At 55.8% G+C, this 26,555-nt stretch carries 22 protein-coding genes and 1 pseudogene; 17 read left to right on the top strand and 6 right to left on the bottom strand.

The annotated features are described in order from the left end of the window. The first annotated feature begins 65 nt into the window (after positions 1-65). A complete protein-coding gene (locus PI739_RS11830; protein ID WP_054082170.1) occupies positions 66-2,276 on the top strand; it encodes a motility hub landmark protein FimV in 2,211 nt (736 codons plus the stop codon). Positions 2,277-2,308: 32 nt separating this feature from the next. Here the strand turns inward: PI739_RS11830 and PI739_RS11825 are convergent, their stop codons facing one another. After that, complete coding sequence (locus tag PI739_RS11825) at positions 2,309-2,656, bottom strand: topoisomerase DNA-binding C4 zinc finger domain-containing protein (protein WP_054082171.1); 348 nt, start codon at positions 2,654-2,656, stop codon at positions 2,309-2,311. A gap of 243 nt (positions 2,657-2,899) precedes the next feature. Here PI739_RS11825 and PI739_RS25080 point away from each other — a divergent pair. The 12 genes and pseudogenes from PI739_RS25080 to PI739_RS11770 form a co-directional block, all read left to right on the top strand. Then, a pseudogene (locus PI739_RS25080) lies at positions 2,900-3,181 on the top strand (PAS domain-containing protein); the annotation flags it as partial. Between the two features lie 249 nt (positions 3,182-3,430). Next, positions 3,431-4,465 carry a methyl-accepting chemotaxis protein gene (locus PI739_RS11820; protein WP_404944150.1) on the top strand — a complete coding sequence of 345 codons (1,035 nt, stop codon included), beginning with the start codon at positions 3,431-3,433 and terminating at the stop codon, positions 4,463-4,465. 640 nt (positions 4,466-5,105) lie between these two features. Next, positions 5,106-8,111 (top strand): autotransporter serine peptidase EprS, encoded by a 3,006-nt coding sequence (eprS, locus tag PI739_RS11815; RefSeq protein WP_271351847.1) that lies wholly within the window; start codon positions 5,106-5,108, stop codon positions 8,109-8,111. Between the two features lie 90 nt (positions 8,112-8,201). Further along, on the top strand, positions 8,202-11,318 hold the full coding sequence (locus tag PI739_RS11810; RefSeq protein WP_271351846.1) for an autotransporter serine protease: 3,117 nt from the start codon (positions 8,202-8,204) through the stop codon (positions 11,316-11,318). Positions 11,319-11,910: 592 nt separating this feature from the next. Further along, positions 11,911-13,257, top strand: a complete 1,347-nt coding sequence (locus PI739_RS11805; RefSeq protein ID WP_122265813.1) for a DUF6861 domain-containing protein — start codon at positions 11,911-11,913, stop codon at positions 13,255-13,257. Between the two features lie 11 nt (positions 13,258-13,268). Then, complete coding sequence (locus tag PI739_RS11800; RefSeq protein WP_024648680.1) at positions 13,269-13,877, top strand: GAD-like domain-containing protein; 609 nt, start codon at positions 13,269-13,271, stop codon at positions 13,875-13,877. A gap of 160 nt (positions 13,878-14,037) precedes the next feature. Then, positions 14,038-14,361, top strand: coding sequence for a hypothetical protein (locus tag PI739_RS11795; RefSeq protein WP_058416724.1), 324 nt, complete (start codon positions 14,038-14,040; stop codon positions 14,359-14,361). Positions 14,362-14,494: 133 nt separating this feature from the next. Beyond that, positions 14,495-14,776 carry a hypothetical protein gene (locus PI739_RS11790; RefSeq protein WP_058416725.1) on the top strand — a complete coding sequence of 94 codons (282 nt, stop codon included), beginning with the start codon at positions 14,495-14,497 and terminating at the stop codon, positions 14,774-14,776. Positions 14,777-14,818: 42 nt separating this feature from the next. Further along, positions 14,819-15,151 carry a hypothetical protein gene (locus PI739_RS11785; RefSeq protein ID WP_058416726.1) on the top strand — a complete coding sequence of 111 codons (333 nt, stop codon included), beginning with the start codon at positions 14,819-14,821 and terminating at the stop codon, positions 15,149-15,151. A gap of 98 nt (positions 15,152-15,249) precedes the next feature. Further along, entirely contained in the window at positions 15,250-15,930 is a 681-nt protein-coding gene (locus tag PI739_RS11780) for a hypothetical protein (RefSeq protein ID WP_058416727.1), read from the top strand. Then, positions 15,911-16,279: a hypothetical protein gene (locus PI739_RS11775; RefSeq protein ID WP_222944501.1), complete on the top strand. Its 369-nt coding sequence runs from the start codon at positions 15,911-15,913 to the stop codon at positions 16,277-16,279. The genes PI739_RS11780 and PI739_RS11775 overlap by 20 nt, the downstream gene beginning before the upstream one ends. A gap of 322 nt (positions 16,280-16,601) precedes the next feature. After that, complete coding sequence (locus PI739_RS11770) at positions 16,602-16,892, top strand: hypothetical protein (protein ID WP_058416728.1); 291 nt, start codon at positions 16,602-16,604, stop codon at positions 16,890-16,892. Between the two features lie 52 nt (positions 16,893-16,944). Here the strand turns inward: PI739_RS11770 and PI739_RS11765 are convergent, their stop codons facing one another. Continuing rightward, a complete protein-coding gene (locus tag PI739_RS11765) occupies positions 16,945-17,520 on the bottom strand; it encodes a BRO-N domain-containing protein (RefSeq protein WP_096107539.1) in 576 nt (191 codons plus the stop codon). Positions 17,521-17,951: 431 nt separating this feature from the next. Here PI739_RS11765 and PI739_RS11760 point away from each other — a divergent pair, with 431 nt between their 5' ends. Together PI739_RS11760 and PI739_RS11755 are read left to right on the top strand one after the other, a co-directional pair. Beyond that, positions 17,952-19,505: an McrB family protein gene (locus PI739_RS11760; RefSeq protein WP_271351842.1), complete on the top strand. Its 1,554-nt coding sequence runs from the start codon at positions 17,952-17,954 to the stop codon at positions 19,503-19,505. Then, complete coding sequence (locus PI739_RS11755) at positions 19,502-20,761, top strand: McrC family protein (protein ID WP_271351841.1); 1,260 nt, start codon at positions 19,502-19,504, stop codon at positions 20,759-20,761. Before PI739_RS11760 ends, PI739_RS11755 begins: the two co-directional genes overlap by 4 nt. On the opposite strand, the gene PI739_RS11750 is transcribed toward PI739_RS11755, so the two are convergent. The 4 genes from PI739_RS11750 to PI739_RS11735 form a co-directional block, all read right to left on the bottom strand. Then, complete coding sequence (locus PI739_RS11750; RefSeq protein WP_074809315.1) at positions 20,656-22,104, bottom strand: ATP-binding protein; 1,449 nt, start codon at positions 22,102-22,104, stop codon at positions 20,656-20,658. The genes PI739_RS11755 and PI739_RS11750 overlap by 106 nt on opposite strands. Beyond that, positions 22,101-22,784 (bottom strand): response regulator, encoded by a 684-nt coding sequence (locus tag PI739_RS11745; RefSeq protein WP_271351840.1) that lies wholly within the window; start codon positions 22,782-22,784, stop codon positions 22,101-22,103. Before PI739_RS11745 ends, PI739_RS11750 begins: the two co-directional genes overlap by 4 nt. A gap of 260 nt (positions 22,785-23,044) precedes the next feature. Continuing rightward, entirely contained in the window at positions 23,045-23,281 is a 237-nt protein-coding gene (locus PI739_RS11740) for a hypothetical protein (protein ID WP_003434339.1), read from the bottom strand. Between the two features lie 272 nt (positions 23,282-23,553). After that, entirely contained in the window at positions 23,554-24,765 is a 1,212-nt protein-coding gene (locus PI739_RS11735; protein ID WP_003434341.1) for a multidrug effflux MFS transporter, read from the bottom strand. Positions 24,766-24,913: 148 nt separating this feature from the next. Between PI739_RS11735 and PI739_RS11730 the strand changes: the two genes are divergently transcribed. Further along, positions 24,914-25,510, top strand: a complete 597-nt coding sequence (locus PI739_RS11730; RefSeq protein WP_003434343.1) for a TetR/AcrR family transcriptional regulator — start codon at positions 24,914-24,916, stop codon at positions 25,508-25,510. Between the two features lie 33 nt (positions 25,511-25,543). Beyond that, positions 25,544-26,140: a cytochrome b gene (locus PI739_RS11725; RefSeq protein ID WP_003434345.1), complete on the top strand. Its 597-nt coding sequence runs from the start codon at positions 25,544-25,546 to the stop codon at positions 26,138-26,140. Positions 26,141-26,555 lie beyond the last annotated feature (415 nt).

The raw sequence follows: 26,555 nt of genomic DNA, 5'->3' as shown, positions 1-26,555 counted from the left end.
TTCAACGGATACTGACGTCCATCTGATTACGTGAGAAGCCTGCCGTGGTTTCCATAAGGGTTCGCATGCTGAAGAGTTCACTGGCTGCTGTCGAAGGTGCAGGTCGCAGGGCGCGCATGGCGTTGGGCAAGGGCGTGCTGGCGGTCTCGTTGCTGACCTGCTCTACGCTGGCGTCTGCGTTGGGCCTGGGTGAAATCACCTTGCACTCGGCGCTCAACCAGCCATTGAATGCCGAGATCCAGTTGCTGGAAACCGGCGGTCTGAGCAATGAAGACGTGATCGCCCGGCTCGCATCGCCTGAAGCGTTCGCCAAGGCGGGTATAGAACGTGTGTTCTTTCTCAATGACCTGCGCTTCACGCCGGTACTGCGCGGTGACCGCGGCGTGATCCGGGTGGTTTCCAGCAAGCCGGTTACCGAACCCTACTTGAGTTTTCTCGTCCAGTTGGCGCGGCCGAATGGCGATTTGCTGCACGAGTATACGGTGTTGCTTGATCCTGCCACTTCGGCACAAGGTCTGGCCGCCACGCGCAGTCGCAACCAGCAGCGCTCGGCCACCTCCGCTTCGGAAAGCCGCATGCCGATCGCGCCACCGGCGGCCGTGCAGGGCAAACACTATACGGTCGCCAGTGGCGACACGCTCAATGGTATCGCCAGCCGCTTGCAGGGGCCGGGCAATAAGGTGTCGGCAAGCCAGCTGGCGGACGGTATTCGTTCGCTCAACCCACAGGTATTTGCCGCAGGCGCCGGTTCTGCGCTTAAAGTCGGTCAGGACCTGTTGCTGCCGGACGCAGCCGTATTGCCAACCGCCGCAGCGCCTGCCGCAAGCGCTGCTGCGCCGTCGCCAAAACCTGCTGAATTGCAGCGTACCGCCGAGCAGTTGTCAGCTGCGGCCATCGAAAACCAGCAATTGGCTCAGTCGCTGGAGGCGCTCAAGGCTCAGACTCAGGAACTGCAAGAGCAGATGAGCGGCAAGGACAAACAGATCATCGCCTTGCGCAGCGATCTGGCCGCCGCGCAATCCGCTGCCACGCCATCTGCACCTGCAACAGCCACGCCTGCACCCGCAACACCTGCGGCTGCGCCGGCCACTCCTGCTCAGCCTGTTGCTGCATCGGGTGACGACTCATTCCTGAGCCTGCCGATACTGCTCGCTGCCGTATTGATCGTGCTTCTGCTGGTGGCGTTTGCTTATTCGAAACGACGTCAGCAGCGCAAGGACTCAGCAGCGCCCGCCGTTACCCCGGATGACCCGTTGATCAAGCCCGCGCAGGCCGCCATGCTTCCTGTGTTCGAAGTTCCTGCGGTGGCGCCGCAACCCGTGGTGCAGACCCCGTCACCGGCACCGGCCAAACCGTCGCCAGCGCAACGCTCGCCAGGCTCTGCTCCGGATGCGCTGGATGGCGTGAGCATTTACATCGCCTACGGACGCTTCACCGAGGCGATGGGCATTCTGCGCAGCGCCCTGGAAACCCAGCCCGAGCGTGATGACATTCGCATCCGCCTGCTGGAGTTGCTGGCGGAGCAGGGCGATGGCAGCGGTTTCGTTCGCGAAGAACAGGCCGCGCTGGAGCATGGTGTCGACCCGCAGACCATTCAGGATATTCGTGATCGCTTCCCACAGCTCAAGGCTGCCGAGGTCGCTCCCGTGGCGGCGGTCGTCCCGGCTGTCACAGTGGCGGCCAGCACATTGTCGTTCGACAAATCCGAACCCGAGCCTGCGCTCTACCTGCAGCCCGAGCCTGAGCCAAAACCCGCCGCGCAGCTGGATGAAAGCGCTGCTGCGGCGCTGAATCCACAGCATACCGACGAGTTTCAGTTGAACCTGGATGACCTGTCGATGGACGCCGACTGGGATCTGGTCGACCCGTTCGACAGCCCGCCGCCGCGTGCCAAGCCTGCCGCTGCGCCAGCGCCCGCTGAAGTCGACCCCGGTTTTTCATCGGACCTGACCCAGCTGCCGGAAGTCTTCGAACTCTCGGACGAACAGTTCCTCAGTGATTTTTCCGAGCCCGAAATCGTGGAGCCTGTCGAGGTCATTGCGCCTTCTGCCGCCGACGGCCTGAGCGACGATTTCCTCGACAGCTTCATGAACGATGACGCCGATTTCGACCTGCTGGATCTGGAAGAACCGCCCCTCAGCCAGATCAATCAGGCGCAGGTGCTGATTGAGGACGGCGATCTCGAATCGGCCCGTGAAATCCTCCAGCAAGTCATTGACGAGTCCGACGAAGAGCATCAGCGCATGGCGCGCGAGCTGCTGGCCAGCATTACCTGAGCGACGCTGTCGAGGCGCGACCGGTCTGGCGTTTAGCGAAAGATCGGTCGGATCCCCCGACATTTCGGATAGGCCACACAACCCCAGAATTCTCCGGCGTTCTTGCCGGTGCGGGCCACCTTGATCACCATGGTTTTCCGGCAATGCGGACACGCAGGCGCCGCCGGCTTTGCCGTGGGTGTTGGCGGCGCAGGTGTGCGGGGCTGTTTGCCGGGTTTGGCACGGCGGGTTTTGACAGGCACTTGCGGTTCAGGCGGGAGCGCTTCAGGCGCAGCGGGCTCCGGGTGCTGTCGCTGCGGCGTGCCTCCTGCAACCCGGCTCAATAACTCGCGCAGTGTCTTGATCAGTGCGTTCAGCGCAGAGGCTGCGTTGCGTGCCATTGGAGTGCCTTGGGTCGGGTCGCGATCAGGGCAGCATGGTGCAGGCATCCTCGTCGTGGCGCAAACACTTGATTTCGCCACCATGCCTGACGTTTCTTGAACAGCGTATTCCCGCTAGCTGTTAAATCCCTGAGTCGTGTGGGCGATAACAGTGCATCATGACGATCGGTTGTCACTTTGAAAGGCAGTGCTACACCTTCAACAGCTGCCCGGAGTATCAGCATCATCACGGAGCGATTATCAATGCGCGTCAACATGCCTATCACGCAGACTGAACGGACTTTCCCTGCCTCTGAACGCCTCATTTCCACCACCGACCTCAACAGCCACATTACTTATTGCAACGACGCCTTCGTCACGCTGAGCGGCTTCACTCGCGAAGAGCTGGTCGGGCAGCCGCATAACCTCGTGCGCCACCCGGACATGCCAGCCTCGGTGTTTGCGCATATGTGGGAAACCATCAAGCAGGGCAAGCCGTGGATGGGCGTGGTCAAGAACCGCTCCAAGCAGGGCGATTACTACTGGGTCAGCGCTTATGTGACGGCGGTGTACGAAAACGGCCGGATCATCGGGTACGAGTCGGTGCGCTCGCTGCCGACCCGCGATCAGGTGCGGCGCGCCGAAGCGCTGTATGCGCGGTTGCGGGCGGGCAAGTCGGCAGTTTCCGCCAGCAGCTCAGCGACCTATCACCTGATTCGTCAGTTACCGATGATCCTCTGCGCGCTTGCGCTGGCTGTGGGTGTCTACCTGCTCGACGATTTGCCGTCGATCATCATGATCCCGATTGTGATGGTTGTGCTGGGCGTTTTTCTTGAAGTGCGCCAGCGCAGCAGCATCCGCAAAACCCTTGAAGAACACCCCAAGGCCTTCACCAGTGCACTGATTGCGTTGACCTACAGCGACAATCGCGGCCCGCAGGCGCAGCTCGACCTGGCCATGCTCAGCGAAGAGGCGCGCCTGCAAACGGCCCTGACGCGTCTGGCGGATACCGGGGAAAGCGTGCGCCAGCATGCCGGGCGGTCAGCGCAATTGTCCCTGCGCCAGGCCGAGTCGCTGGATCAGCAGCGCAGTGAGGCCGATCAGTCAGCCACGGCCATCAATCAGATGGCGGCGACCATTCAGGAAGTCACCCACAACGTGCAGAACACTGCCCATGCTGCCGAAGAAGCCGACAAGCTGGCACAGCAGGGGCGTGGTCTGGCCGATGAAAGCCTGTTGGCGATTCGACACATGGCCACCTCGGTGACCGACATTGGCAACGCTGTGGGGGAACTGGCTGACGCGACCCAATCGATCGGCAGTGTGGTCGATGTGATCACCTCGATCGCTCAGCAAACCAATTTACTGGCGCTCAACGCGGCCATCGAAGCGGCGCGTGCCGGTGAACAGGGACGTGGTTTTGCAGTGGTGGCTGATGAGGTGCGCTCACTGGCGTCTCGCACGCAGTCGTCGACTGAGCAGATCCAGCAAATCATCACCTCGCTGCGCGATGGCGCCGATCGAGCGGTACAGACCGCCAGCAAGGGCGAGCAGATCTCTCAGGAGAGTGTCGCCAGTGTTGAAGCCGTGCAGAAGGCGCTGGATGGCATCAGCCAGTCGGTGACCCGCATTACCGGCATGAGCCAGCAGATGGCGTCGGCGTCTGAAGAACAGAGCCACGTTGCGGAAACCATCAGCCAGCAAATCACCCGCATCGCGCAACTCTGCGATGAAAGTGCCAGCCAGGCGCAGCAAGGCTCGCAGATCAGCAGCGAGCTGGAAGAAATGGCGCATTACCTGCACAGCCTGGCCGAGCGGTTCAGTCGCTAAGCATGCGCAGAGGACGCAGAGCGTCCGGAACGGCATTACCACGCGGAGCGTGGTAACGATGATCTGCGTTGGATTTGGCCATGTACGCTGATCGCAGACCCCGGAATCTTGCGCTGTTCCGCACTCTCTGGATTGGACACAGAGCGTCCTGAGCGGCATTACCACGCGCAGCCTGGTAACGAGAGTCGGGGGTATTGCGGCTGCGTGCGTTTACGCAAAACCCAACCCCACCACCTATCGTGCCCATCGCTCCGCGTGGGCATGCAGTTCATGACGCTCCGCGTCATCTGTTTGCCGTAACGCAGACTCCATTTGGGTGATTATCAATTATTGTCGGACAATTATTGGTATATCCGAATAAATAAGGCGCTTAACTGAAGTTGTTGAAGATATGGGCTGGAAAACTAGAAAAAGTGGAGAGCGTGCAATTAAATTGCCACTACTCAATTCAATTACCTCCATATCAAAAAAAACTCAATACATTCAAACGGATATCACTGAACTATATATCCAGTAATGCATTATCCTTATGTACTTAAACTTGTATCAGAATTGAAATAAATCTGTTGCCAAGTGCATAACTGCAGACTATGTTCTGGAATCGCTCAATCAAGAGCCAACCAGTATCAGGTGTGCAGGGATGCAAAAGTCGAAGTGCGTGGGTGTTGTCCGTTATTCGTTCAAGCCTGTAGCAACAGGCGCGCTTTGTGCGCTGTCTTTTACGTTTGGCTGCTCGGCTTATGCTGACTATGTCGAACAGGGCAAGCCGGGAGACGCGGCCAGTTGGCGGTCGGCAGAATTCCAAAGCGATTGGGGGCTGGGCCGTATCCAGGCTGATCAGGCTTACGCCGCTGGCATCACCGGGGCCGGCGTCAAGATCGGTGCGCTGGACTCGGGTTTCGACCCGTCCCACCCGGAAGCCACGCCATCCCGCTACCACGCAGTCACCGCTACGGGTACTTACGTTGACGGCTCGCCGTTCAGCATCACCGGTGCCATCAACCCGAACAACGACACCCACGGCACGCACGTCACCGGCACCATGGGCGCGGCGCGCGATGGCGTCGGCATGCACGGCGTGGCGTATAACGCTCAGATCTACGTCGGCAACACCAACCAGAATGACAGCTTCCTGTTCGGCCCCAACCCCGACCCGCAGTATTTCAAGGCGGTGTACGGCGCCTTGGCGGATGCCGGCGTGCGCGCCATCAACAACAGCTGGGGAAGCCAGCCGGCCGACGTGACCTACGCCACCGAAGCAGGCGTGCGCGCTGCCTACGCACAGCACTACAACCGCGGCACCTGGCTGGACGAAGCGGCGAATGTCTCGCGCAAGGGTGTGATCAACGTGTTCAGCGCCGGCAACAGCGGTTACGCCAATGCCAGCGTGCGGGCGTCGCTGCCGTATTTCGAGCCGGACCTCGAAGGCCACTGGCTGGCCGTGTCGGGCCTCGACAGCAGCAACGGTCAACGCTACAACCAGTGCGGCCTGTCCAAATACTGGTGCATCACCATGCCCGGTCGGCTGGTCAACAGCACCGTGCCGGGCGGTGGCTACGGCATTAAATCCGGCACTTCCATGTCCGCGCCGCATGCCACTGGCGCGCTGGCGCTGGTGATGGAGCGCTTCCCGTACATGAACAACGAGCAGGCGCTGCAAGTGCTGCTGACCACCGCCACCCAGCTCGACGGTTCGATCACCCAGGCACCGACCAATAGCGTCGGCTGGGGTGTGGCGAATCTGGAACGGGCGATGCGCGGCCCCGGCCAATTGCTCGGCACCTTCGATGCCAATCTGGGCGCAGGTTTGACTGATGTGTGGAGCAACGATATTTCCGATCAGGCGCTGATCCAGCGTCAGGCCGAGGACAGCGCCGAGCAGGCCACCTGGCAGCAAACCCTGATCAGCAGAGGCTGGCAGAACGGCGTTGCCGGCACCGCCAGCCAGCAGGATCAGACCGATTACGCCACCGGCACCGCTCGCGCCGCTGCTGCTGCGCAACGCCAGTATCAGGGCAGCCTGATCAAATCCGGCGCAGGCCGCCTGATTCTCGACGGCGCCAACACCTATCGCGGTGACACGCTGGTCAATGGCGGCGTGCTGTCGGTCAATGGGTCGCTGGTGTCAGCCGTGCAGGTCAATGCCGGCGGCACACTGGGCGGCAATGGCCAGATCGGCGGGCTGACAGCGCGCAACGGCGGTATCGTCGCGCCGGGCAATTCCATCGGTACATTGCAGGTCAATGGTGATGTGACCCTAGAGCCGGGTTCGACCTACGCCGTGGAGCTTTCACCGACCGCCAGTGACCGCATCGTCGCCACTGGCAGCGCTACCGTGTCAGGCGCGAACATGACGCTGGCTCTGGAGAATACAACGCCAGTGGCCTTGAGTTCTGCGCCGATCCAAAGCGTGGTAGGTCGCCAGTACAACGTGCTGCAAGCCGCCAACGGTATCAACGGCCAGTTTGGCAGCGTCTCTTCCAACTACGCCTTCCTCGGTGGCCGACTCGACTACTCAGCCACCGGCGTGGCACTGAACGTCGAGCAAACCGCCGCTTTCAACAGCGTTGCGCAAACCCCTAATCAGGCTGCCGTGGCGACTGCCGCCGAACAACTCGGCGCCGGTAACGCGTTGTACGAAAACCTGCTGCTTACCCAGAGCGCTGCCTTCGCACGCGATAGCTTCCAGCAATTGTCCGGCGAAATTTACCCGGCTATCGGCAGCATGCTGATCAACGACAGCCGTCAGGTCCGCGATGCGGTGGGTGAGCGCCTGGGCGCCAGCGTGTTCGGCACCGATGGCAACACTGCCGCACAAGATAACGTCTGGCTCAAAGCCCTGGGCGCATGGGGCAAGACCGACTCGCGCGACGACACCGCCGGTTACACCTCCTCGATAGGCGGGCTGCTCGCCGGTGTCGATGGCAACCTTGCCGATGACACCCGTCTGGGCGCCGTCGCAGGCTACAGCGACAGCTCGTTGAATATGGGCTCCGGCACGCATTCCCGGGCTTCGGTGGACAGCTACCATCTGGGCGCGTACCTCGGCCATGAAATCGGCGCACTGCGCCTGACCCTCGGCGCCGCACACAGCTGGCATCGCATCGATGCGCAACGCGACGTGCAGGTCGGCGGCACAGCGGGCAAGGAGAAAACCAAACACGATGCACAGAGCACCCAAGTGTTCACCGAGGCGGCGTATCGCATTCACCTGCAACCCGCGACGCTTGAGCCGTTCGCCAATCTGGCCTATGTCCACCTGAACACCGATGGCTTCACCGAGAAGGGCGACGCTGCAGCGCTGTCTGCCGGTAGCGACAACCGTGATGCGGTACTCAGTACTCTGGGCCTGCGTGCCCTGAAGAGCATCGCAATCAGCGACCGCCAGAAGGTCGACCTGTCCGGCAGCCTCGGCTGGCAGCACAACCTGAGCAACACCGATTCCGAACAGCATCTGGCGTTTGCCTCCGGTGGCGGCAGCTTCGCTATCGAAAGCTCGCCGCTGGTGCGTGACGCCGCGCTGGTCGGTGCTCATGCCAGTCTGGCGTTGAGCAAGGAAGCGAGGATCAGCCTCGATTACAGCGGCCAACTGGCCAGTCGTGAGAAAAGTCACGGTGTGGGCCTGAGTCTGAACTGGCAGTTCTAAGCAGTACGCAACCCTAAAACCAAAAGAACGACGCGCATGCAAATGCATGCGCGCGGAGATTCGTGCGCGTTAACTAAGGACGGTAGCTTGATGAAAGATGCATTCAACACCCGACACACCTCTGTCAAACCCCTGGGCCACGCCATTCGGGCGATCAATCGCGCCTCCTGCGGCGCGCTCGCCTGCTACCTGGCGACACTGGGCGTGGCGCATGCCGCACCGTATGTGGAAGCAGGGCAGGCGGGCAATGCGGCCAGCTGGCGCAGTGCCGAATTCAATGCCGACTGGGGCCTTGGCGCGATCAATGCTGATCAGGCCTACGCTGCAGGCTACTCGGGCAAGGACATCAAACTGGGCATCTTCGACCAGCCGGTCTATGCCCCGCATCCGGAATTCGACAGCCCCAACAAGGTGGTCAATCTGGTCACCAGCGGCATCCGCGAATACACCGACCCGTATATCCCGGTGAAGGCGGGCGACGCTTTCCGTTACGACGGCGCACCGAGCCTGGACTCCGGCGGCAAACTCGGTAACCACGGCACCCACGTCGGCGGCATCGCCGGTGGCAATCGCGATGGCGGTCCGATGCACGGCGTGGCTTACAACGCGCAAATCATCAGCGCCGACAACGGCGACCCGGGCCCGGAAGACGGCATCGTGCTGGGCAACGACGGCGCGGTGTATCAGGCTGGCTGGAACGCGCTGGTCAACAGCGGCGCGCGGGTCATCAACAACAGCTGGGGCATCGGCATTACCGACCGTTTCAGCAAGGGCGGTCGCGATCCGGCGTTCCCGCACTTCACCGTGCAGGACGCACAAGTGCAGTTCGACCAGATCCGCCAGATCCTCGGCACGCGTCCGGGTGGCGCGTATCAGGGGGCCATCGACGCGGCACGCAGCGGCGTGGTGACCATCTTCGCCGCAGGCAACGACTACAACCTCAACAACCCCGACGCAATGGCCGGGCTCGGCTATTTCGTACCGGAGATCGCCCCCAACTGGCTGACCGTCGCCGCCCTGCAACAAAACCCGGATGCCGCAGCGGCCGCCACCACGCCCTACACGCTGAGCACCTTCTCGTCGCGCTGCGGCTACACCGCCAGCTTCTGCGTCTCGGCGCCGGGCACGCGCATCTACAGCTCGGTCCTTAACGGCACCAGCCTTGCAGACCTGACCGTCGGCTGGGCCAACAAGAACGGCACCTCAATGGCCGCACCTCACGTCGCAGGCAGTATGGCTGTGCTGATGGAGCGCTTCCCGTACATGACCGGCGCGCAGGTTGCCGACGTGCTGAAGACCACCGCCACCGACCTTGGCGCACCGGGCGTCGACGCGCTATACGGCTGGGGCATGATCAACCTCGGCAAGGCTATCAACGGCCCGAGCATGTTCGTGACCGAGGCAGATATTCCTGCCGAGTTTCGTATCGACGGCGCCTACGGCGACAGCCAGTTCGTGGCTGACCTGCCTGGCGTCGGTGCGATCGTCGATGCCGGCAAACCGACGCAGCGCACCTGCACCGGGCCGCAATGCGGGCTGGATGTGTGGAGCAACAACATCTCCGGCCACGGCGGCCTGACCAAACAAGGCATCGGCACCCTGGTGTTGAGCGGGGCCAACAGCTACAGCGGCCCTACGCTGGTCAATCAAGGACGCCTGGCCATCAACGGCTCGCTGGCCTCTGCGGTCACCGTCAACAATGGCGGCATTCTGGGTGGCAACGGTAGCGTCGCGTCGCTGACCGCCAACCGTGGCGGCACAATTGCACCGGGCAACTCCATCGGCACCCTGCAAGTGGCGGGCAACCTCAACCTGACACCGGGCTCGACCTACGCGGTTGAATTCTCGCCCACTGCCAGCGACCGCATCGTGGTCGGCGGCACCGCGACCGTAAGCGGCGCCAACATGGCCCTGTCCCTGGAAAACGACAACGCAGCACTGCTCAGCAGCAACCAGACCCGCAGCGTTCTGGGTCAGCAGTTCAACGTACTGCAAGCGGCTGGCGGCATTCAGGGTCAGTTTGGCTCGGTGACGGATAACTACGCATTCCTCGACGGCAACCTGGCTTACACCGGTACAGGCGTGACACTGGCCCTTGAGCGTAACGGCGACAGCTTCGCCAGCGCGGCGCAAACGTCCAATCAACGCAGCGTGGCCCAGGCCATTGAGCAACTGAGTGCGGGCAACTCCGTCTATGAGAGCATCATCCTCAGCCAGGACACTGCCAGCGCCCGCCGCGCATTCACCCAACTGTCCGGCGAAGTGCACCCGGCCATCGCCACGCAATTGATCAACGACAGCCGCCAACTGCGCGACGCCGTGGGTGATCGCCTGCGCGTCGAAGGGCTGTACGACCAGCCAGCAGCGGGCACTGAAGATAACTCGGTGTGGGTCAAAGCGCTGGGTGCCTGGGGCAAAAACAGCGGCAGCAGTGACAGCGCCAGCTCGACCTCATCGCTGGGCGGCCTGCTGGCAGGCGTCGACGGCCTGATCAGCGAACACACCCGTCTGGGCGCGATGGCAGGTTACAGCGACACCTCGCTGAGCCTGGGCGACGACACCCACTCGCGGGCCTCGGCAGACAGCTACCACCTGGGCGCCTACATCGGCCACGAACAGGGCGCACTGCGCCTGACCGCAGGCGCGTCGCACAGCTGGCACCGCATCGACGTGAAACGCGATCTGCAATTCGGCGCGTTTTCCGACCGTCAGAAGGTCAAGCGTGACGCCCAGTCGAGCCAGGTCTTCACCGAAGCCGCCTACCGCCTGAACCTGCAACCGCTGGCACTGGAGCCATTCGCCAACCTGGCTTACGTCCACTTCGACAGCGACAGCTTCACCGAAAAAGGCGGCGCCACGGCCCTCAAAGGCAGCGACGACACCCGCGACACCGTGCTCTCGACCCTGGGCATGCGCGCCGGCAACCGCTTCAACCTCAACGACACACAAAAACTCGACGTCTCCGCCACCCTCGGCTGGCAGCACAACCTGAGCGACACCTCGTCCGAACAACACCTGGCCTTCGCCAGCGCCGGCAACAGCTTCAACGTGCAAAGCGTCTCAATGGACCGCGACGCCGCCGTAGTCGGTGCCCGCGCCAGCCTGGCCTTGGGCAGGGACGCACGCATCAACCTGGACTACAACGGCTTGCTCGGTGCGCGGGATAAAACCCACGGTGTGGGGCTGTCGCTGGATTGGCAGTTCTGATGTGGGATGCCTGCGGGGTGCAGTAGCCCCGCAGGCACTCGGTAATACCTATCGTGCCCATACGTACCGTATGACTATCGTGACAATGCTCCGCGTTGGCACGCACCTCGTGACGCTCTGCGTCACATCCAAGCCATCACGCGAATGCTGGATCACTCATAAGTCCAAGCTTCTGCCCGCAGGGCGTGGGAGCAACCGGGGCGGCGATCCGCATTGCTCGCGATATGCCGGGAACCGGCAGAAAAACCTGTGCATGCGGTACATCAGGCACAACCGAGGTGACCTTTTCAGGGCCGCTTCGCAACCGTCGTAACTTCTTCCCAAAACTCCCTATTTTGAGGGGTAGAAGCCTGCTCTCCGGGCTTGCCAAGGCTCGTATACAGACTGCGCGGAAATTCTGGCCAAGTTCAGCTTCACACCTGCACCACACGCGGGAAACCGGAGTCAGTCAACGGCTGCTTTTGAGCCGCCAAAGCGGTTGTACGAATTTTCCGAATTTTTGCGGGCTTCATGTACCCCTCGGATTTTTTTACACTTCTTCTGTTAAGTTGCTCAGGCAGAGCTGTATCAAGAGTTGTCAGGGAGACACTGAATGTTCTTTTTTCACATGCTGCCCTCATGGGATGACATACGGCGAAAGCTTGACCGTGATATCGCGCCCTACAGAGGTGGCCATTTTCGCACGCATCGAAATGAACCCGTCCCGTCGCCCGCGCTGATCATTCGCCGCTTCAATTGTGTCAGGTCCGCGTTCGACCGCGCCGAATCGGAGGCTTGTCGCATACTGGGACAACGTTTCGTTGACCTCGACATCTCCAGCATCATCAAGGACTTGATCGATGTAGTCGCCCAGATGGCCATGATCGTCGTGGGCAGTGCTTTTGTCGGAGGGGTAGCCGGTGCAAGCGCGGGCGCGCTTTTTTTCGGGGTGGGTGCTGCTCCCGGTGGTTTAATGGGCGCTACATTAGGGGCGCAGGCCAGTACTTTCATACTGGGGATTCTTGGTCTGGAGTCCATCGCTGAATCCGTCATCGATGGCTTTCCGCGCATCATTCATTACTACACTCGCGGTATCAGCACAGCATGGCAAGGCCCCCGCGAACAAGGGTGGAGCTCCTTCATGGGAGACGACCCGGTCGCACAGAACAGCGCGGTTCAGGAAATCGCACAAGGGCACGTTGAAGTAGTGATTCTGCTATTGGGCGCGATGGTTCAGTACATCACACGCGGCCGCGGTAACGCTCGTGTTTTGGCAAATGAAATGCGGGCCAGCGCCAAAGGCGAGCGACTGGGCCAGTGGATGCTTGAGCATGAAGATGACCTGAAGAAGCGACCTGATTTGCAGAGGCCGGAGCCGCGTAGGGGGGCGCTTGATACGCAGGAGCCGCCGCAGTCGCCACACCGGCCAGCTGAAAAAGATAGAGAGCCTTCTGGCGCAAAGCCGAATACCATGCCGTTCTTTAAAGTTGATTGCTTTGAAGCTGGTAAATTGCCGGCATCAAAAATCGTTGAGTTCAAACGGCAGTTAAAAGGGCAGGAGAACGGGCTGAATCGTTTGACCGTGGATGAGTATCTGGAAAACATTGCCAACCCAGTTAAGCGTAACCGGACAGTTGCAAAAATCGCACGTAAAAACTTTCAAGCCAAGTTGCAATCAAGATTTCAAGATGAGTATTCGCAATATATGGATCCAGTGATTGCCAAGGCTGAGAGCTTGAAAAAAGCCAAAGAGACTATGGCAAGTTTAGCTGGTCTCCATAATCCTGATCTTAGTGCGGGTGGGAAAGATTTAGTCCGGGACTTTGGTGATCGTCAAGTTAATTCTAGCATCGGCCCTCAATGGAAACCAAGAATTGCAAGTTTGAAAGAGGCTGTAGAAGCGATACCTATGCATCTTCGCAGTAAAACGTATCTTAATGTCGAACTTCATAAGTGTTAGGGTGGAAGGCAATGGACGAAGTATTTTCAGTTTTTCTAAAAACATTCGGCGGACCTGTTGGTCGACAAGAAGTGCCAAAATCTAGTATCGAGCGCTATAAGGGGAAATTACCTGACCTGCTGTTGCATTACTGGAGCGAGCACGGCTGGTGCGGCTACGGCGAGGGGATTTTCTGGATGGTGAACCCGCAGGAATATGAGGGTGTGACAGCATCATGGATTCAAGGCACCGAGTTTGAAAATCAAGACACTTATCATTTGATCGCTCGAAGCGCGTTTGGCGAACTTTATTTTTGGGGAGAAGAGACAGGAGCGTCGCTTAAAATAACTAGCATTGTTTCCCGCTGCACGACCTTTGTATCCAGTCTGCCCAAAGATCAAATGGATAAACGGTTTCAAAATTTTTTATTGTCGGCGGAAGTGGAGTACAACGATTTTGATGATCTGTTTCAGCCTGCGAAGAAGAAGCTGGGTACTTTGAGTCGCGATGAGATGTACGGTTTTGTTCCTGCTATTATGCTGGGTGGGAGTGATGCGCTAGATAATTTGAAGAAAGTAAGGTCAGTAGAGCATCTTGTTTTCCTATCTCAACTTTCTGACCTTGAAGTGTACGATTTTTAATGCAATGTAAAACGATTAGATAGGATCAATTATTTTGATGATGTTCTGTGTGGCTTAGTATCTATTTTTAATCTGTGCTCCCACAGATTGATGTGCCGGAGTTAGAGCGGATAGGTGTTGAGTCACGAGGTTTATTGGGTTTTTTAAGGTGTCCTAAACCATGAAATTTGATTACAGGCTCATCGAGAATAATCTCGTGTTACTGCTTAACGAAATTAAAAGCCAGCCGGAAATTGCTTTTTATACTTCGAGCGAATCGCTTTCCTATAGTGATCAGGTTGAACAGTTGTCTGAGTGGCTGCACGATGCTGGAGAGTATGGGTTGGTTTACGAAAGTATTGTGTCCCTGCTTGAGAGGTTGCCATTTAAATTGTCTGGGAGGGCATCGGTAAAGCTATTGGAGGTTGGCTTGATCTTTGGGTTCAAGACAGAGATGGAAGTAGATATGAAGTTCGATAGGCGTGATTGTAAATTGGGTAAGTGACTTGCTTTAAGGGTTTTTATTAGATGGTTCAGTGCGTATGTAAGATTGCAGGCAGGTTTTATTTTAATTGGTGATGTGTTTTGAGGGGTGACTTGGGTGCTTAGGCTCTGCTATTTTAGGATGTCAAATATCTGTGAAACATAAAAATATCCGACACATGCTAAAAACAGTTTTCTGCTCCGACTTCAATCTGCCAGAAAATGTTGCCATAAACATATATATTAATAGCCTGAATTCCAGCAGCAAAAAACACGAGATGATGCGAGAGCTGGCTGACTGCTTCGATGATCAGGATATATCTTGGCGGGGCCTGCTTGCGAATGATGAATATGAAGTGTTAAATTTCGAAACCGAGCAGGAAGCCAAAGCTTACATAAGGAGAGTGCTCTGGGCATCCTTAGATGAAAAAATCTAAGTCAGGGCTTCAAGCTTTCGATAAAAATTTGGGCGCGGCCTTATGAAGAGAAATTACCAAGCTGCTTTCATAATCCCTCTTGGGGCATCCAAGGTTTTAGGTGATGATGGGTGGGAGTTTGATAGCGGTGAGCGACTTCCTGAAAGTACGGGAGGATATTTAGCTGAGCTTCTAAATCTTGAGTTTATAGAGGAGTATACGGGCATCAGAAGGTATATAAGTAATCAGGTAAACATGTCGATTTTTTTTGACAGCGCTAATGAAGTAGAGAGCATTTATTTCCAAACTTTTGATAACGGTCTGGCTTTGCTTTCTGAAGCCTGCGAAATCGAAGAGGTTGCTTGTCATGCAGAAATCTTTATACCTGAAAAATAAGAGTCTTCAAAAGGAACTACTTGACCGCTTCGGTTGAAAGCTGGGAAGGCGCTAAATGCCTTGGTTGAATAGAGTGTTAAAACGAGGGTTGCTCAGCAATGGCCATGCATAAGCTAGAATTTCGTCATAGAGCCTATCACGGCGATTCTATCGAAACTCGCCATATGCGGTTCATTAAAGAAATCTCTACATTAGGTAACGGCTGGGATTTGAAGGAGTTGGGTAAGTTGCCTGATATAGGCTCCGAGCTTGTTCTGTCCGTGATTCTTGATAGTTCCCTTCCGCCAGGCATCAGAGGTCGGTTGAGTTATCAATATAGACATGAAGGCTATCTAGAAAATAACGCTCAGTACGACGATACGCTTTTCATAGAGTTCTCATCGGAGAGAGTTGATTTCTCGGGTGTCGTGAAAAGACTATTTCCTTCATACGTTAAAGCATTCGGCTGCTATCGTGCCACCCTGCATAACTGGGCTTTGACAAGGCGCGACTGGCCCAAGGTTCTTGATGCATGCGAGGCCACGGGTAAGGACGTGAATGGTAGAGATGGGATTTATCGAATAAACTCAGTCAACTATTTTGATGATGCACTGTGTCGCTTAGAGTTTAATTTGACTCCAAGTCAAATAATCGAGCGTTTAAGAGGTGGCGTTGAGATTGCTAGTGAATTTGAGAATGGCATTCTTTTAATCTATACCTCTCATGAGGTTACTGAGTCAGACCTGGAAGGTATAAATACTGAGGTGCGGAGACTTCTAAATGATAGTCAAGCAGTGTGAGTGGATCTCTAAAGATGCTAAAGAGGCAATGCTGATAATTAGTGACGGTAAAATGCATTGCGCAGCTTTTTCTCATCCATGTTATAGAAGTGCTGGAGATGTGCTGCTTGAACCTCTACTCGCCGTATCAATAAAAAACATAGCCAAGATGAGGTCGGACTCTCAACCATACATACGATGTCTTAGAGATAGTTTGGCACATGAGTTTTTGGCTGAGGTGACTAATCTAGAAAAATCTTTAGTGGTTGCGGGTACATTCATTGTTGAGTTGGATGATCCTTTGCCTGGAGACATAAGCCTCGGGGATATGATCAGTTTCAGCTGTGGGCGTATAGATGTGATTTCCTGATTTTTAAAGATGATGCTGCCGATGTGTCGCCATCGCTGCAACAGATTCGGCAACTGGATTAAATGCTCTACTGTTTTTAGTTTTTTTACATGCATCAAGGGATGCAGGTTCACCAAGCATAGCGCTGGAGAAAAACTATAAATTTCATCATGGTGAAGCGTTGCGAGCTTTCTTCTTGCCCACCTCAAGCCAATGCCAGTTTCGTACAAATTGACTTGGTAGATGGCCTTGACGGACGTCTGCAAACAAAAAATTGATGGCTCAATACCATCATGGTAAAACCTTGCAACAGACGCTCGTCTGTACTCGCTAAGGAATAGCCATGAAAAAGACAGGGACAGGCCTCTTCGCCATACTCGCATTGCTCTGCGCCTTCACCGTGCAGGCTAGAGAAAACCAGGTAACAGACGCCTCAATCGTCAAAGCCATCATCCAGGAATCCATCGACAGCTACCCCGGCAACTGCCCATGCCCCTACAACTCTGCCCGCAATGGTAGTCAATGTGGCAAGCGCAGTGCGTACAGCCGCAAAGGCGGCTACGCGCCCATCTGCTACAAGGACGATGTCACCCAAGAAATGATCAACGACTACCGACGCCGCCTGAAAGACTGATCCGACGAGACACAATGGCCGTCACCCACACGGCACGGCCATCACGCCGCATTCAACCCAACCGAGAAGCAGGCAACACCGCCCGCCACCAAGGCCTGCCTAAACTGCGCGGACGCCCCTCAACCTGCATCTGCGGATGCGCCAACAGCATCGGCATATCCCGCAACCGTATCCACGGCTCGCTGTGCCAGTGCAACAGACTCACCGACAACCCCGGCCACTGCAGCATGCTCAGGTTCGGCGTGCGGTCATCGAACGGCACCTGCCCATCCCGCAACGCAGGCACCACCTCATGGGTAAGCCACTGTCGTAACCCACGATTCTCCGCGTGATAGTGATGCACCATCATCGCGTACGCCCCCGACTCACTGACGATCAGCTCTGACTGTGCTTCGCCGTGCAGGTCGAGCGTGATCATCCGGTGCTGGTCAGCGTCCAGCTTGCGCAGCGTCCGCTCGTTCAAAGGCCAGCCGATCATGCGACCCAGATCGCGGGCGCTGAACCAGGGTTGGTTTTCGAGGAGGAGGGCGAGGAGTTGGCGGTTGTGGCGGTGGAAGGGGGTTGGGATTAAACCGATACGCACCTCGCGCCGCTGACGGGCACTTGCCCGAAATAAATTGCTTAACATGCTGACCTCTACGTATGAGCTGAAATGACGTTAAAGACCAACGTAGAGCGGGCGTAAGAAAACCCAACTGAGCGGATCAGCAAAGCCGAGATTCCCCGTTCAATTAGAACGATTGGAATCTGAAGCTATGCGTGAACTCACTGCATCTACGTTGGGTGTTTCTTAGGCACCGGCGCATACGATACTGGCCCTGGCAACGTGTCGATATCGGAGCGGGGAGGGAGAGGCTGTCAGGGGTTTCCGATCTTCAGGCGAGGTATCGGGCTCAGCAACCCATATCGTTCCAACGCTCCGCGTAGGAATGCAGTTCGCGACGCTCTGCGTCGCATTCTCAGGGCTGCTACATAAACACAACATCACCGAGGCTTCGCTTTACCCATGCTGGCAATCTAGATACTGTTGTCGGACTTTTCCTACAGGGACGTTCGGCAATGCCTTCGCTCAATCAGATTTTCTTCGGTCCGCCCGGTACGGGGAAAACCTACGCCACAGTCGAAGCGACATTGCAGATACTTGACCAGCCTTTTCTTGCTAGAAACCTTGATAACCGATCAACGCTGAAAGCTCGATTTGACGAGCTGCTTGCAGCAGGTGATGTGCGCTTTGTGACCTTTCATCATAGCTTCAGCTACGAAGACTTTGTTGAAGGGCTTCGCGCTACGACTGATGAGCAAGGCCAGATCCGTTACGAAGTGGTCTCAGGCGTTTTCAAAAGCCTCTGCGAGTCAATTGCGAGTGAACTGAGCGGAAAATACCGAGCATTCAAAGTCGGTGATCGCTACGGCACAGGCTACAAAGTGACCCGCGCCACACCTGACGTCGTTGAGATAGAGAAGCCTCAAGGTAAGCACCTTCCCATAGGTATGAGTTTGCTAAATACGCTCGCTTCTTATGTGGACGCAGGCACCTTCACTATCGAAGAACTGGGCAATGGTCGCTGGGACAAGAAAGTGCCGGGTTCCATCCTTGATCCGTTCTTGGTGAATGGCTACAAGAACTTTCTGCCGTCGATGGTCGAACACATGCTGGGTAAAAGCGAGGAGGGCTTATTTGAGCCTGCCCCTATTCAGCATAGCGATGCCAAAGTGCTGATCATTGATGAGATCAACCGAGGCAACGTCTCGCGCATCTTCGGCGAGCTGATCACCCTCATTGAACCTTCCAAGCGTGCGGGCGCATCAGAGGCTCTCGAAGTTACGCTGCCTTACTCGAAAGAGCGCTTCAGCATCCCCAGCAACATTCACTTGATCGGCACCATGAACACATCTGACCGATCATTGGCCGCACTTGATATTGCCCTGCGTCGTCGCTTCACGTTCATTGAGGTGCCTCCTAACCCGGAGTTGCTTGAAGATATAGAGGTTGATGGCATCGCCATTGATGAATTGCTCAGTGTGATGAACCAGCGCATAGCCGTCCTGCTTGATCAAGATCATTGCCTGGGGCACGCGTACTTCATGCCTCTTGAGAGCGATCCGACATTGGAGCGGCTGGCAGGCATTTTTCAAGAGCAAATCCTGCCGCTACTTCAGGAGTATTTCTTCGAAGATTGGCAGCGTATCCAGTGGGTCCTCAACGACCAACGCAAAGCTCCAGAAAATAGGTTCTTGATCCAGCCGAGCCAAGACCTCAGCGTGCTGTTTGGAGATGCTGTCACTTTGGGGCAGAACAACGAACGTTGGGAATTGAATCTGCCTGCATTCAAGAATATCGAGTCATATCTGGGTGTAATCGATCACAACCTGAGCGTCAGTGCGCCGCTGGAAGCGAAGAGCGTCAGAACGGAAGGCGTAGACATACGACAAGCCGCTAATGGCAGTATTGAGGTCTATCGTGGAGGTCAGCAGGTCAAACCTGCCAAGCCACATTTGCGAGAGATTGCCAGCAAACATGGCCTATCTATTACATCAGCGTCGGGCATCAAGCTGAACACGCGGAGCCTCGGGCGTAAGATCATCAAGTTCCTTAGCGAACAGCAAAGGTGAAAACCACCGTAACGGTCCGGGAATATGCTCGGCTGACAACCAGCAATGTTCTTAGCCCGACGCTCGACGTAGCCCAGGTATCGCCTTCAGCTTTCGACTGGCTCTGTGAAATCAGTTCTCGCTTTAGCAAAGCGGGTGCGGCACTGGTTCAAGTTGAAGGCCGCCGCTGGCTTAAGCTCGATAATTACGTTGGCGCGCTGGAGACACCCTGCGGTACGCGTATCGAAATCCTGCCTAAGCATTTTGAACAAGGCGACTGCATCCAGCAAAGCCGTGCGCTGCTCAGGCGCATGATTCAGAAGTCACTAGACCTACCTACACGTAAGGTCGGCGCAACCGCATTACAGCGTTTCGATGCGCCGTTGACCGAATGGGTAATGAGCAGCTTTCTGGAAGCGCTCGACCACCTCATCAAGCGCGGCCTTCGCTTCGACTACCAACGTGTCGAAGAGGAGCAGCGTTATCTGCGTGGCCAGCTCAATACTGCCCGCCAAATGCGCCAACCTCCTGGCCGACAGCACCACTTTCAAATTCGTCACGACGTATTCCTGCCCGATCGGGCCGAGAACCGCCTTCTCAAAACAGCGTTAGATACCGTTTGTAAAACCACTCAAGACCCCAGTAACTGGCGTCTTTCCCTCGAACTGCGCTCACTGTTGCTAGAGATCCCAAACAGCCGAGACACCACTCAAGATTTCAAGCAGTGGCGTCACGACCGGCTCATGGCCCATTACCAGCCTGTAAAACCGTGGTGCGAACTCATCATCCAACAGCAAACACCGCTGGCGGTTGCAGGCGAATGGCAGGGCATGAGCTTACTGTTCCCGATGGAGAAGCTGTTCGAGCGCTACGTGGCTGCTTGCCTTAGAGATTCACTGCCGCCAGACGCTACGCTATATACGCAGCGTAGCGGTGAGTACTTGTGCACTCATCAGGGCAAGAAGGTCTTTCAGCTACGGCCCGATCTGATGATTACTCAGGGGGAGAAGAGCTGGGTTCTGGACACCAAATGGAAGCGGCTGGACAGCGAGCTGGGTGGCAAAAATTATGGCCTGAGCCAGACTGATTTTTATCAGTTGTTTGCGTATGGGCAGAAGTATTTGAACGGGCAGGGGGATCTGGTGCTGATTTACCCGAAACGTGCTTCGTTTCAGGAGGCGTTGCCGGTTTTTGAGTTTTCGGAGGGGCTGCGGTTGTGGGTGGTACCGTTTGATATCGAGACAGGATGTTTGATATCAGGCGTGCTGCATTTATAGGTCTTTTCGTAACTTTCCCCTTTGGCGGGCACCAAAGGCATGCCTAGCGCCACCTCGAAATACTGACTGGTGGTTGTGAATTTTATTGTGCACCCGCATCTCTCGACTATAGCTTGCACGATGGCGAGGCCAAGACCGCAGCCAGTACTTGAGCTACCGCGCCAAAATCGCTCGGTCAGGAGATGAATATTATCTTGTGACATCTCAACGCTCACGTTCTTAACCGTCACCAACGCGAACCCGCTATCGTCGGTCACACTAACGACCACCTGCGTATTTGCTGGGCTGTGGCGCAGCGCATTATCAAGTAGGTTGCGAAGCGCAGCCACGGCAAGTACGGCCGGCATATCCAGGCACGCCAAGGGTCTTACAAACTGAAAGGTCTGAACTATCCGCTCTGTGCTGGACGTTGCATCCTGAACAGCTAACGAAACGACCTGTTCGACACCGCATTGACTTCCATCATCAAATGACAGACTGCCTTCAACCCTGGCCAACAGAAGCAATTGCTCAAGCGTGCTATGCAGACGATCAGTACCTTGCTCGGCTCGGCTCAACGCCAAGCACTGCGCGTCCCCTGAAGTCATTTGCGCAACCTGCAAATGGGTCTTAATGGCCGTCAATGGACTACGTAATTCATGTGCTGCATCACCCGTCAGGCGGCGTTCACGCTCGATTGCCCGGCTGATACGCATCAACAAGTGATTTTGAGTTTCCAGCAAAGGCTTTAACTCACAAGGAAGCATCTGAAGGTGCAGTGGTTCAAGGGAGTCGATGTTGCGCTTTCTCAATTCGTCGCGCATACGATTGAGTGGCGCCAGGCCCTTACCTATTCCCAACCAAAGCGTTGCGACGCAGGACAAAAGCGCTACCAATACTGGCATTGACGCTGATAGCAGGACAGAGTGATTCAGTTGCTCACGCTCTTGCTCGCGGTCAGCCGTCGTGATGCGAACGTCGTCCTGCACAAGCGTGAAACTTCTCCAATGCTCTCCATCAATCACTTGGTCATAAAAACCACCGCTGGGACTGGCGATGACAGTGCCAGTATTGCTGCGGTTACTTGCCAAAATTTCCCCGCGCAACGAACTGACCTCACACGCCATGCCATCGGGGATGCCCAACTGATCGGCGCTGAAATGAGCCCCGTGATCTTTGCTGGACAAAGGTTGAGGCAACTGGGCGACCAAACCCGCAACCATTCGTGCTGATGCCACAAGTCGCTGATCCAGTGAGTACATCATTTGGCTACGTACATCTTGGAACATCCAGGTCGCAGCGAGTGTCCAGACCGCGACAAAAGCAACACCCAGTATCAGACTTAAGCGTAAACGCAGGCTCACGAACAGCAACTCTGGAGTGAAGAAGCAACGCCTAGTCGATACCCTGAGCCTCTAACCGTCTCGATGATTTGCCCTCCCAATTTGCGCCTTAGATGAAAAATATGGACATTAAGTGCATTGCTCTCGACCTCATCAGTGAACCCGTACACGCTATCTTTTAGTTGCTCAAGCGAGAGAACACGCCCTGGATTGTTCAGGAGGGCCAAAAGCACTGCTTGTTCACGACGCGAAAGGTCTATGGCAGTGCCAGATAGCCAGGTTTCCCGCGCACTGGGGTCGTAAGTGAGAATGCCATGTTCGATGTGGTTTACCGTTCGTCCTGCAACGCGACGAACCAACGTATGTAATCGAGCAAAGAGTTCCCTAAGGTCGAATGGCTTTACCATGTAGTCATCAGCTCCAGCGTGGAGCCCCTTGACCCGATCATCCACGTCATCACGTGCGGTCAAAATCAACACCGGGATGTTATGCCCTCGACTTCTTAAGGATCTCAAAAGGCTGATACCGTCTTCATCGGGCAACCCCAGATCAAGAATCATCACGTCAAACTGCGCCGCATCTAAGATCGCATGAGCCGCAGAGGCTGAGCCAACACGGTCAAGGTTAAGGCCTTGAGCATGCAAACCAGCGACGATGCCACTGGCAATAAGCTCGTCATCTTCACAAAGCAGAACGTGCATTGGTGGACCCTAATGGAGGAAAGAATTACACATAGAACGCATCGGAGCCGCTACGGTCTGCGTTCACGAAAAATAACTATGCCTGATGTTGCAGATTGCCTGTCTGACTGAACGTTTATTTCTCAACAGGCAGATGATTGATACAGCTATGTTCATATCATCCGCCCCAAAAAAACAGGCTGAGCGTTATCTTCAATCACTTTAAATATTCGAGCCCTCATCAACGTCAGTGCGTTGGCTTAGGCAGTGGAAAACATTTTTCAATGGATTGGCTTTTCTTCAGATTTTGACACATATTTATGTTTGATTGATGAGGTGACAGCCGATTTCTCGTTGTGCTTTTTGTCTTCAGGCTCCGCAAGTTTCTCACGTGCTTGCTGACGCTCAAGCGCTCTAGCTTCTTGGCGTTTTTGCAACATATCAGCGCCGTCTTGAGCAAAAGCGGCGCAGCAACACAGACTAAGAAACGAAGCCAAAACCAGCGTCGGCGTTTTCATTAATACATTCCTCTCGGGGCAGGTTTGCAGAGCTAATCCGTCTGCTTGGATGAGCTATAATTTAATGCACCTCGATTAACCCAGTATTAAGAGCGACTAAAAATCACAAAAAAATACAGACGTATACGATTATTCCTGTCGTTCAGCGCCCTCGCGCCGACTGTAAACTACAGCAGCCTTTATAAAGGGCGAGTTTGCTATACAAAAGAACTGCTAAACATTCGCTCTTGTAAATGCCGACAACAGGTCACCCTGCAAATGAGCGCACATCGTCACTGTACGGGTATGACTTTTTCGCTCACGCTACGGACACTAATGAAAACAAGAGCAAGGCTCACCAACGCAGCCGCAAGCAGCAAAGCCAACCATGCATGCGCGCCGATCTGTGCGAGAGAGCCGGCCAACGGTGTAGCAAGCGAACCTAGAATGTGCGTGCTGGCACCTAATAAAGCGGCAGTGGCACCTAAAGCTCGTTCTTGTGAGGCCATCGCAATGGACATGAGTGATGGTTCGGCGATCCCAAAACCGAAAACAGCGATGAATAGCGCTGGGACGATGCCATAAAGATCTGCACCTACGTACACGGCGAGCAGTGCCAGCGCTGAACCGCCGCTCATCATGGCAACTCCAAGCAGTGCCATCAGGCTCGCCGAGCATCTGCTGGCCAAACGGCTACCGGTCATTGCACCCAACATCATAGCCACGCCCGTGCCGCCGAATACAAAGCCGAAGATGTCTGAACGCAAGGCGTAGCCACTTTGGTAAACAAAAGATGCACCACCGACGTAGCCAAACAAAAAGAAAAACACGGATGAAAGGGCCAGAGCAGGAAGGATAAATCGCTTATCCGCAACAAGACGCCGATAGGTGCCGAACACACTGGCAGGCCTGAACGGCGTGCGCTTTTCTCTGGCTAAGGTTTCCGGTAGGCAAACACTGGAGTTTAACAAAGCCAACACACCGACAATGGCCAGCGCCAGCATCACGGCTCGCCATCCGAAGTGCACATTGATGATGCCGCCGAATGCCGGTGCGAGTATCGGGGCGGCACCCTGTATGGTCACGAGCAGAGCGAAGAGCTGCGTGGCACGAATGCCGCTGGAGAGGTCGCGCACCGAGCTCATGGCGATAACGAGCACCAGCGCAACAGACAGCCCCTGAAAGAATCGAGCGAGCAGCATGGCGCCCATCGACTCGCTTAAGGATGCCCATAACGAAGCCAGGATGAACGCCGCCAGGCCCGCCAGCAAAGGGCGTCGGCGGCCTAGCGCGTCGATAACCGGCCCGAACACGAGCTGTCCCGCGCCCATTGCCAATAAAAACACCGTCAACGTCAGCTGCATGGTGGCGTAGTCAGTATTCAGGTCCTTGGTCATCTGGGGCATGGCCGCCAAGTACATATCGATGGCCGAGGGCCCAAGTATTGTGATCAAGGCCAGAGAGGCTGCTGCCTTGAAGCCGACGGTGTGCTGTGGGGTATCCATAATTTGACCGACTCGTACCTTCAGGATGCACTTGCAACGCATCAAAGAGAATTCACATACGCTACGCATGCAAAATCAAATCGTATTGACATTCGAGAGGTATGTCAATTAGCGTACGCGGCGTATGTGAGCTAAAAAGGATGTTTTTATGCAGCAACAACGCCGTACGCGCGCCGGAATGATTGAGCAAACTCGCGCCAAGCTGGTAGCAGCCGCCCGGCAGGCATTTGCCAGCCAGGGCTTCGCTCATACTTCAATGGATGATTTCACCGCCGAAGTCAGTCTGACGAGGGGGGCGATCTATCACCATTTTGGCAATAAGGAAGGATTGCTACTCGCAGTCATCGAGCAGATCGAGACCGAAGTGGGCGAACGCCTTCAGGCAATTTCGGATGCGGCACCTTCTCCGTGGGAAGCATTCCGTCGACGTTGTCGCGCCTATCTTGAACTGGCACTGGAGCCGGAAATCCGCCGGATTATCTTGCAGGATGCACGAGCCATCTTCGGTGATGTTCCGCAAGCCGCTCAGTCATTGGGCATTGCCGCACTGCAAGCCGCGCTCGACGGACTGATTGCCGAAGGTGTCGTGGCACCGCTGCACACAACCGTGACAGCCCGAATGATCTATGGCGCTGTCACCGAAGCATCGTTCTGGATCGCAGAACCTGATGGCGACATTGAGGCACGTTTGGCCCAAGCACTTGAAGGCTTGGAACGGCTACTAAGCGGTCTGCTTAATAGCTAACCGCTGCCACCTCACTTTTCAGGAATACCTACTATGCAATGGCGCAATAGCGCGACCTGTTTTGGTGGCCTTGCCAAATTTTTTCACTGGACGAGCGCGGCTTCATTTATCGCGGCTTACATCGTCGTCTATTACGTTATCTGGTTCATGGATGACACCTCGCCGGAGTCTTTGCCAGTGCTCAATATTCATTGGGTGCTTGGCCTGCTAGTCGGTTTTCTAGTGTTGCCCAGGTTGCTATGGCGATTGCTGGACATGCAGCCGGATAACCCGCCCGGTTCGGCGTTGGAACACATACTCGCGCACGTTGCACACGGGGGACTCTATGGTCTGATGATTGCGATGCCGCTAACGGGCTACTTGGGCACGGGGGCACCTACTGACTTCGGACTGTTCAGCATGACAGGCTTCAATGAAACCAAGCTATTCGCCTGGTTCAGTGTCACATTCAGTTTAAGCTATGAAGCGTTTGAGGCTCCGATAGATACTGTTCATCATTTCCTTGGGAAGTGGGTTGCCTGGGTCGTGGTGAGCCTGCATGTGTTAGCTGCGCTCTTCCATCACCTGGTACGCCGCGACAGTGTTTTGAGACGTATGCTGCCTTGGTCAAGCCTGCCTAAAGCGTCATGAGCTGTGGGAGCCCGGCAAGCGTGGAGAACGCTTCCAAATTAAGGGATTGATGTTTAAATCCTGCCTCTGACAGAGGGGCAGGAGTCATTAGTCTACTATCTCCTTTGTTCCATGCTAATTGTTGACTGGCCAGCCAATTGAGCAGCGCCTTGAGCAAAGTTCAAACCCCGCGTCTATCGATCAGTCCCGCGCCTCCAGATAATGTGATATGCCGCGTTTTGCCTTGGCAAATGAAGCGAAAACGGTTTATTGAATGTGGGAGGGTGCACTGGTAATACGGGACAAGCCCTCATTTCTGTTTTTCTCTTTGTAAGTGTCAACGCTATTATTGCAGGTCTAGCAGCTTATCTGGGGGCAGGGTCTTTTTTCGTCGGTTCGAACCGTTCACGACTTAGGGGGAAATAGAGAAACCCGC

The organism is Pseudomonas cerasi (genome assembly GCF_027983475.1).
Taxonomy (GTDB): Bacteria; Pseudomonadota; Gammaproteobacteria; order Pseudomonadales; family Pseudomonadaceae; genus Aquipseudomonas; species Aquipseudomonas cerasi.
The sequence above is the reverse complement of the archived record's forward strand: the minus strand, read 5'-3'. Positions and strand labels throughout refer to the sequence as shown.

Coding starts and splice junctions, on each gene's coding strand:
- PI739_RS11740 (WP_003434339.1), bottom strand. CDS start 23,281: ATGAAAACGCCGACGCTGGTTTTGGCTTCGTTTCTTAGTCTGTGTTGC.
- PI739_RS11810 (WP_271351846.1), top strand. CDS start 8,202: ATGAAAGATGCATTCAACACCCGACACACCTCTGTCAAACCCCTGGGC.
- PI739_RS11765 (WP_096107539.1), bottom strand. CDS start 17,520: ATGTTAAGCAATTTATTTCGGGCAAGTGCCCGTCAGCGGCGCGAGGTG.
- PI739_RS11825 (WP_054082171.1), bottom strand. CDS start 2,656: ATGGCACGCAACGCAGCCTCTGCGCTGAACGCACTGATCAAGACACTG.
- PI739_RS11780 (WP_058416727.1), top strand. CDS start 15,250: ATGGCCATGCATAAGCTAGAATTTCGTCATAGAGCCTATCACGGCGAT.
- PI739_RS11770 (WP_058416728.1), top strand. CDS start 16,602: ATGAAAAAGACAGGGACAGGCCTCTTCGCCATACTCGCATTGCTCTGC.
- PI739_RS11725 (WP_003434345.1), top strand. CDS start 25,544: ATGCAATGGCGCAATAGCGCGACCTGTTTTGGTGGCCTTGCCAAATTT.
- PI739_RS11760 (WP_271351842.1), top strand. CDS start 17,952: ATGCCTTCGCTCAATCAGATTTTCTTCGGTCCGCCCGGTACGGGGAAA.
- PI739_RS11735 (WP_003434341.1), bottom strand. CDS start 24,765: ATGGATACCCCACAGCACACCGTCGGCTTCAAGGCAGCAGCCTCTCTG.
- PI739_RS11820 (WP_404944150.1), top strand. CDS start 3,431: ATGATCCCGATTGTGATGGTTGTGCTGGGCGTTTTTCTTGAAGTGCGC.
- eprS (WP_271351847.1), top strand. CDS start 5,106: ATGCAAAAGTCGAAGTGCGTGGGTGTTGTCCGTTATTCGTTCAAGCCT.
- PI739_RS11745 (WP_271351840.1), bottom strand. CDS start 22,784: ATGCACGTTCTGCTTTGTGAAGATGACGAGCTTATTGCCAGTGGCATC.
- PI739_RS11830 (WP_054082170.1), top strand. CDS start 66: ATGCTGAAGAGTTCACTGGCTGCTGTCGAAGGTGCAGGTCGCAGGGCG.
- PI739_RS11795 (WP_058416724.1), top strand. CDS start 14,038: ATGAAATTTGATTACAGGCTCATCGAGAATAATCTCGTGTTACTGCTT.
- PI739_RS11805 (WP_122265813.1), top strand. CDS start 11,911: ATGTTCTTTTTTCACATGCTGCCCTCATGGGATGACATACGGCGAAAG.
- PI739_RS11800 (WP_024648680.1), top strand. CDS start 13,269: ATGGACGAAGTATTTTCAGTTTTTCTAAAAACATTCGGCGGACCTGTT.
- PI739_RS11785 (WP_058416726.1), top strand. CDS start 14,819: ATGAAGAGAAATTACCAAGCTGCTTTCATAATCCCTCTTGGGGCATCC.
- PI739_RS11730 (WP_003434343.1), top strand. CDS start 24,914: ATGCAGCAACAACGCCGTACGCGCGCCGGAATGATTGAGCAAACTCGC.
- PI739_RS11775 (WP_222944501.1), top strand. CDS start 15,911: ATGATAGTCAAGCAGTGTGAGTGGATCTCTAAAGATGCTAAAGAGGCA.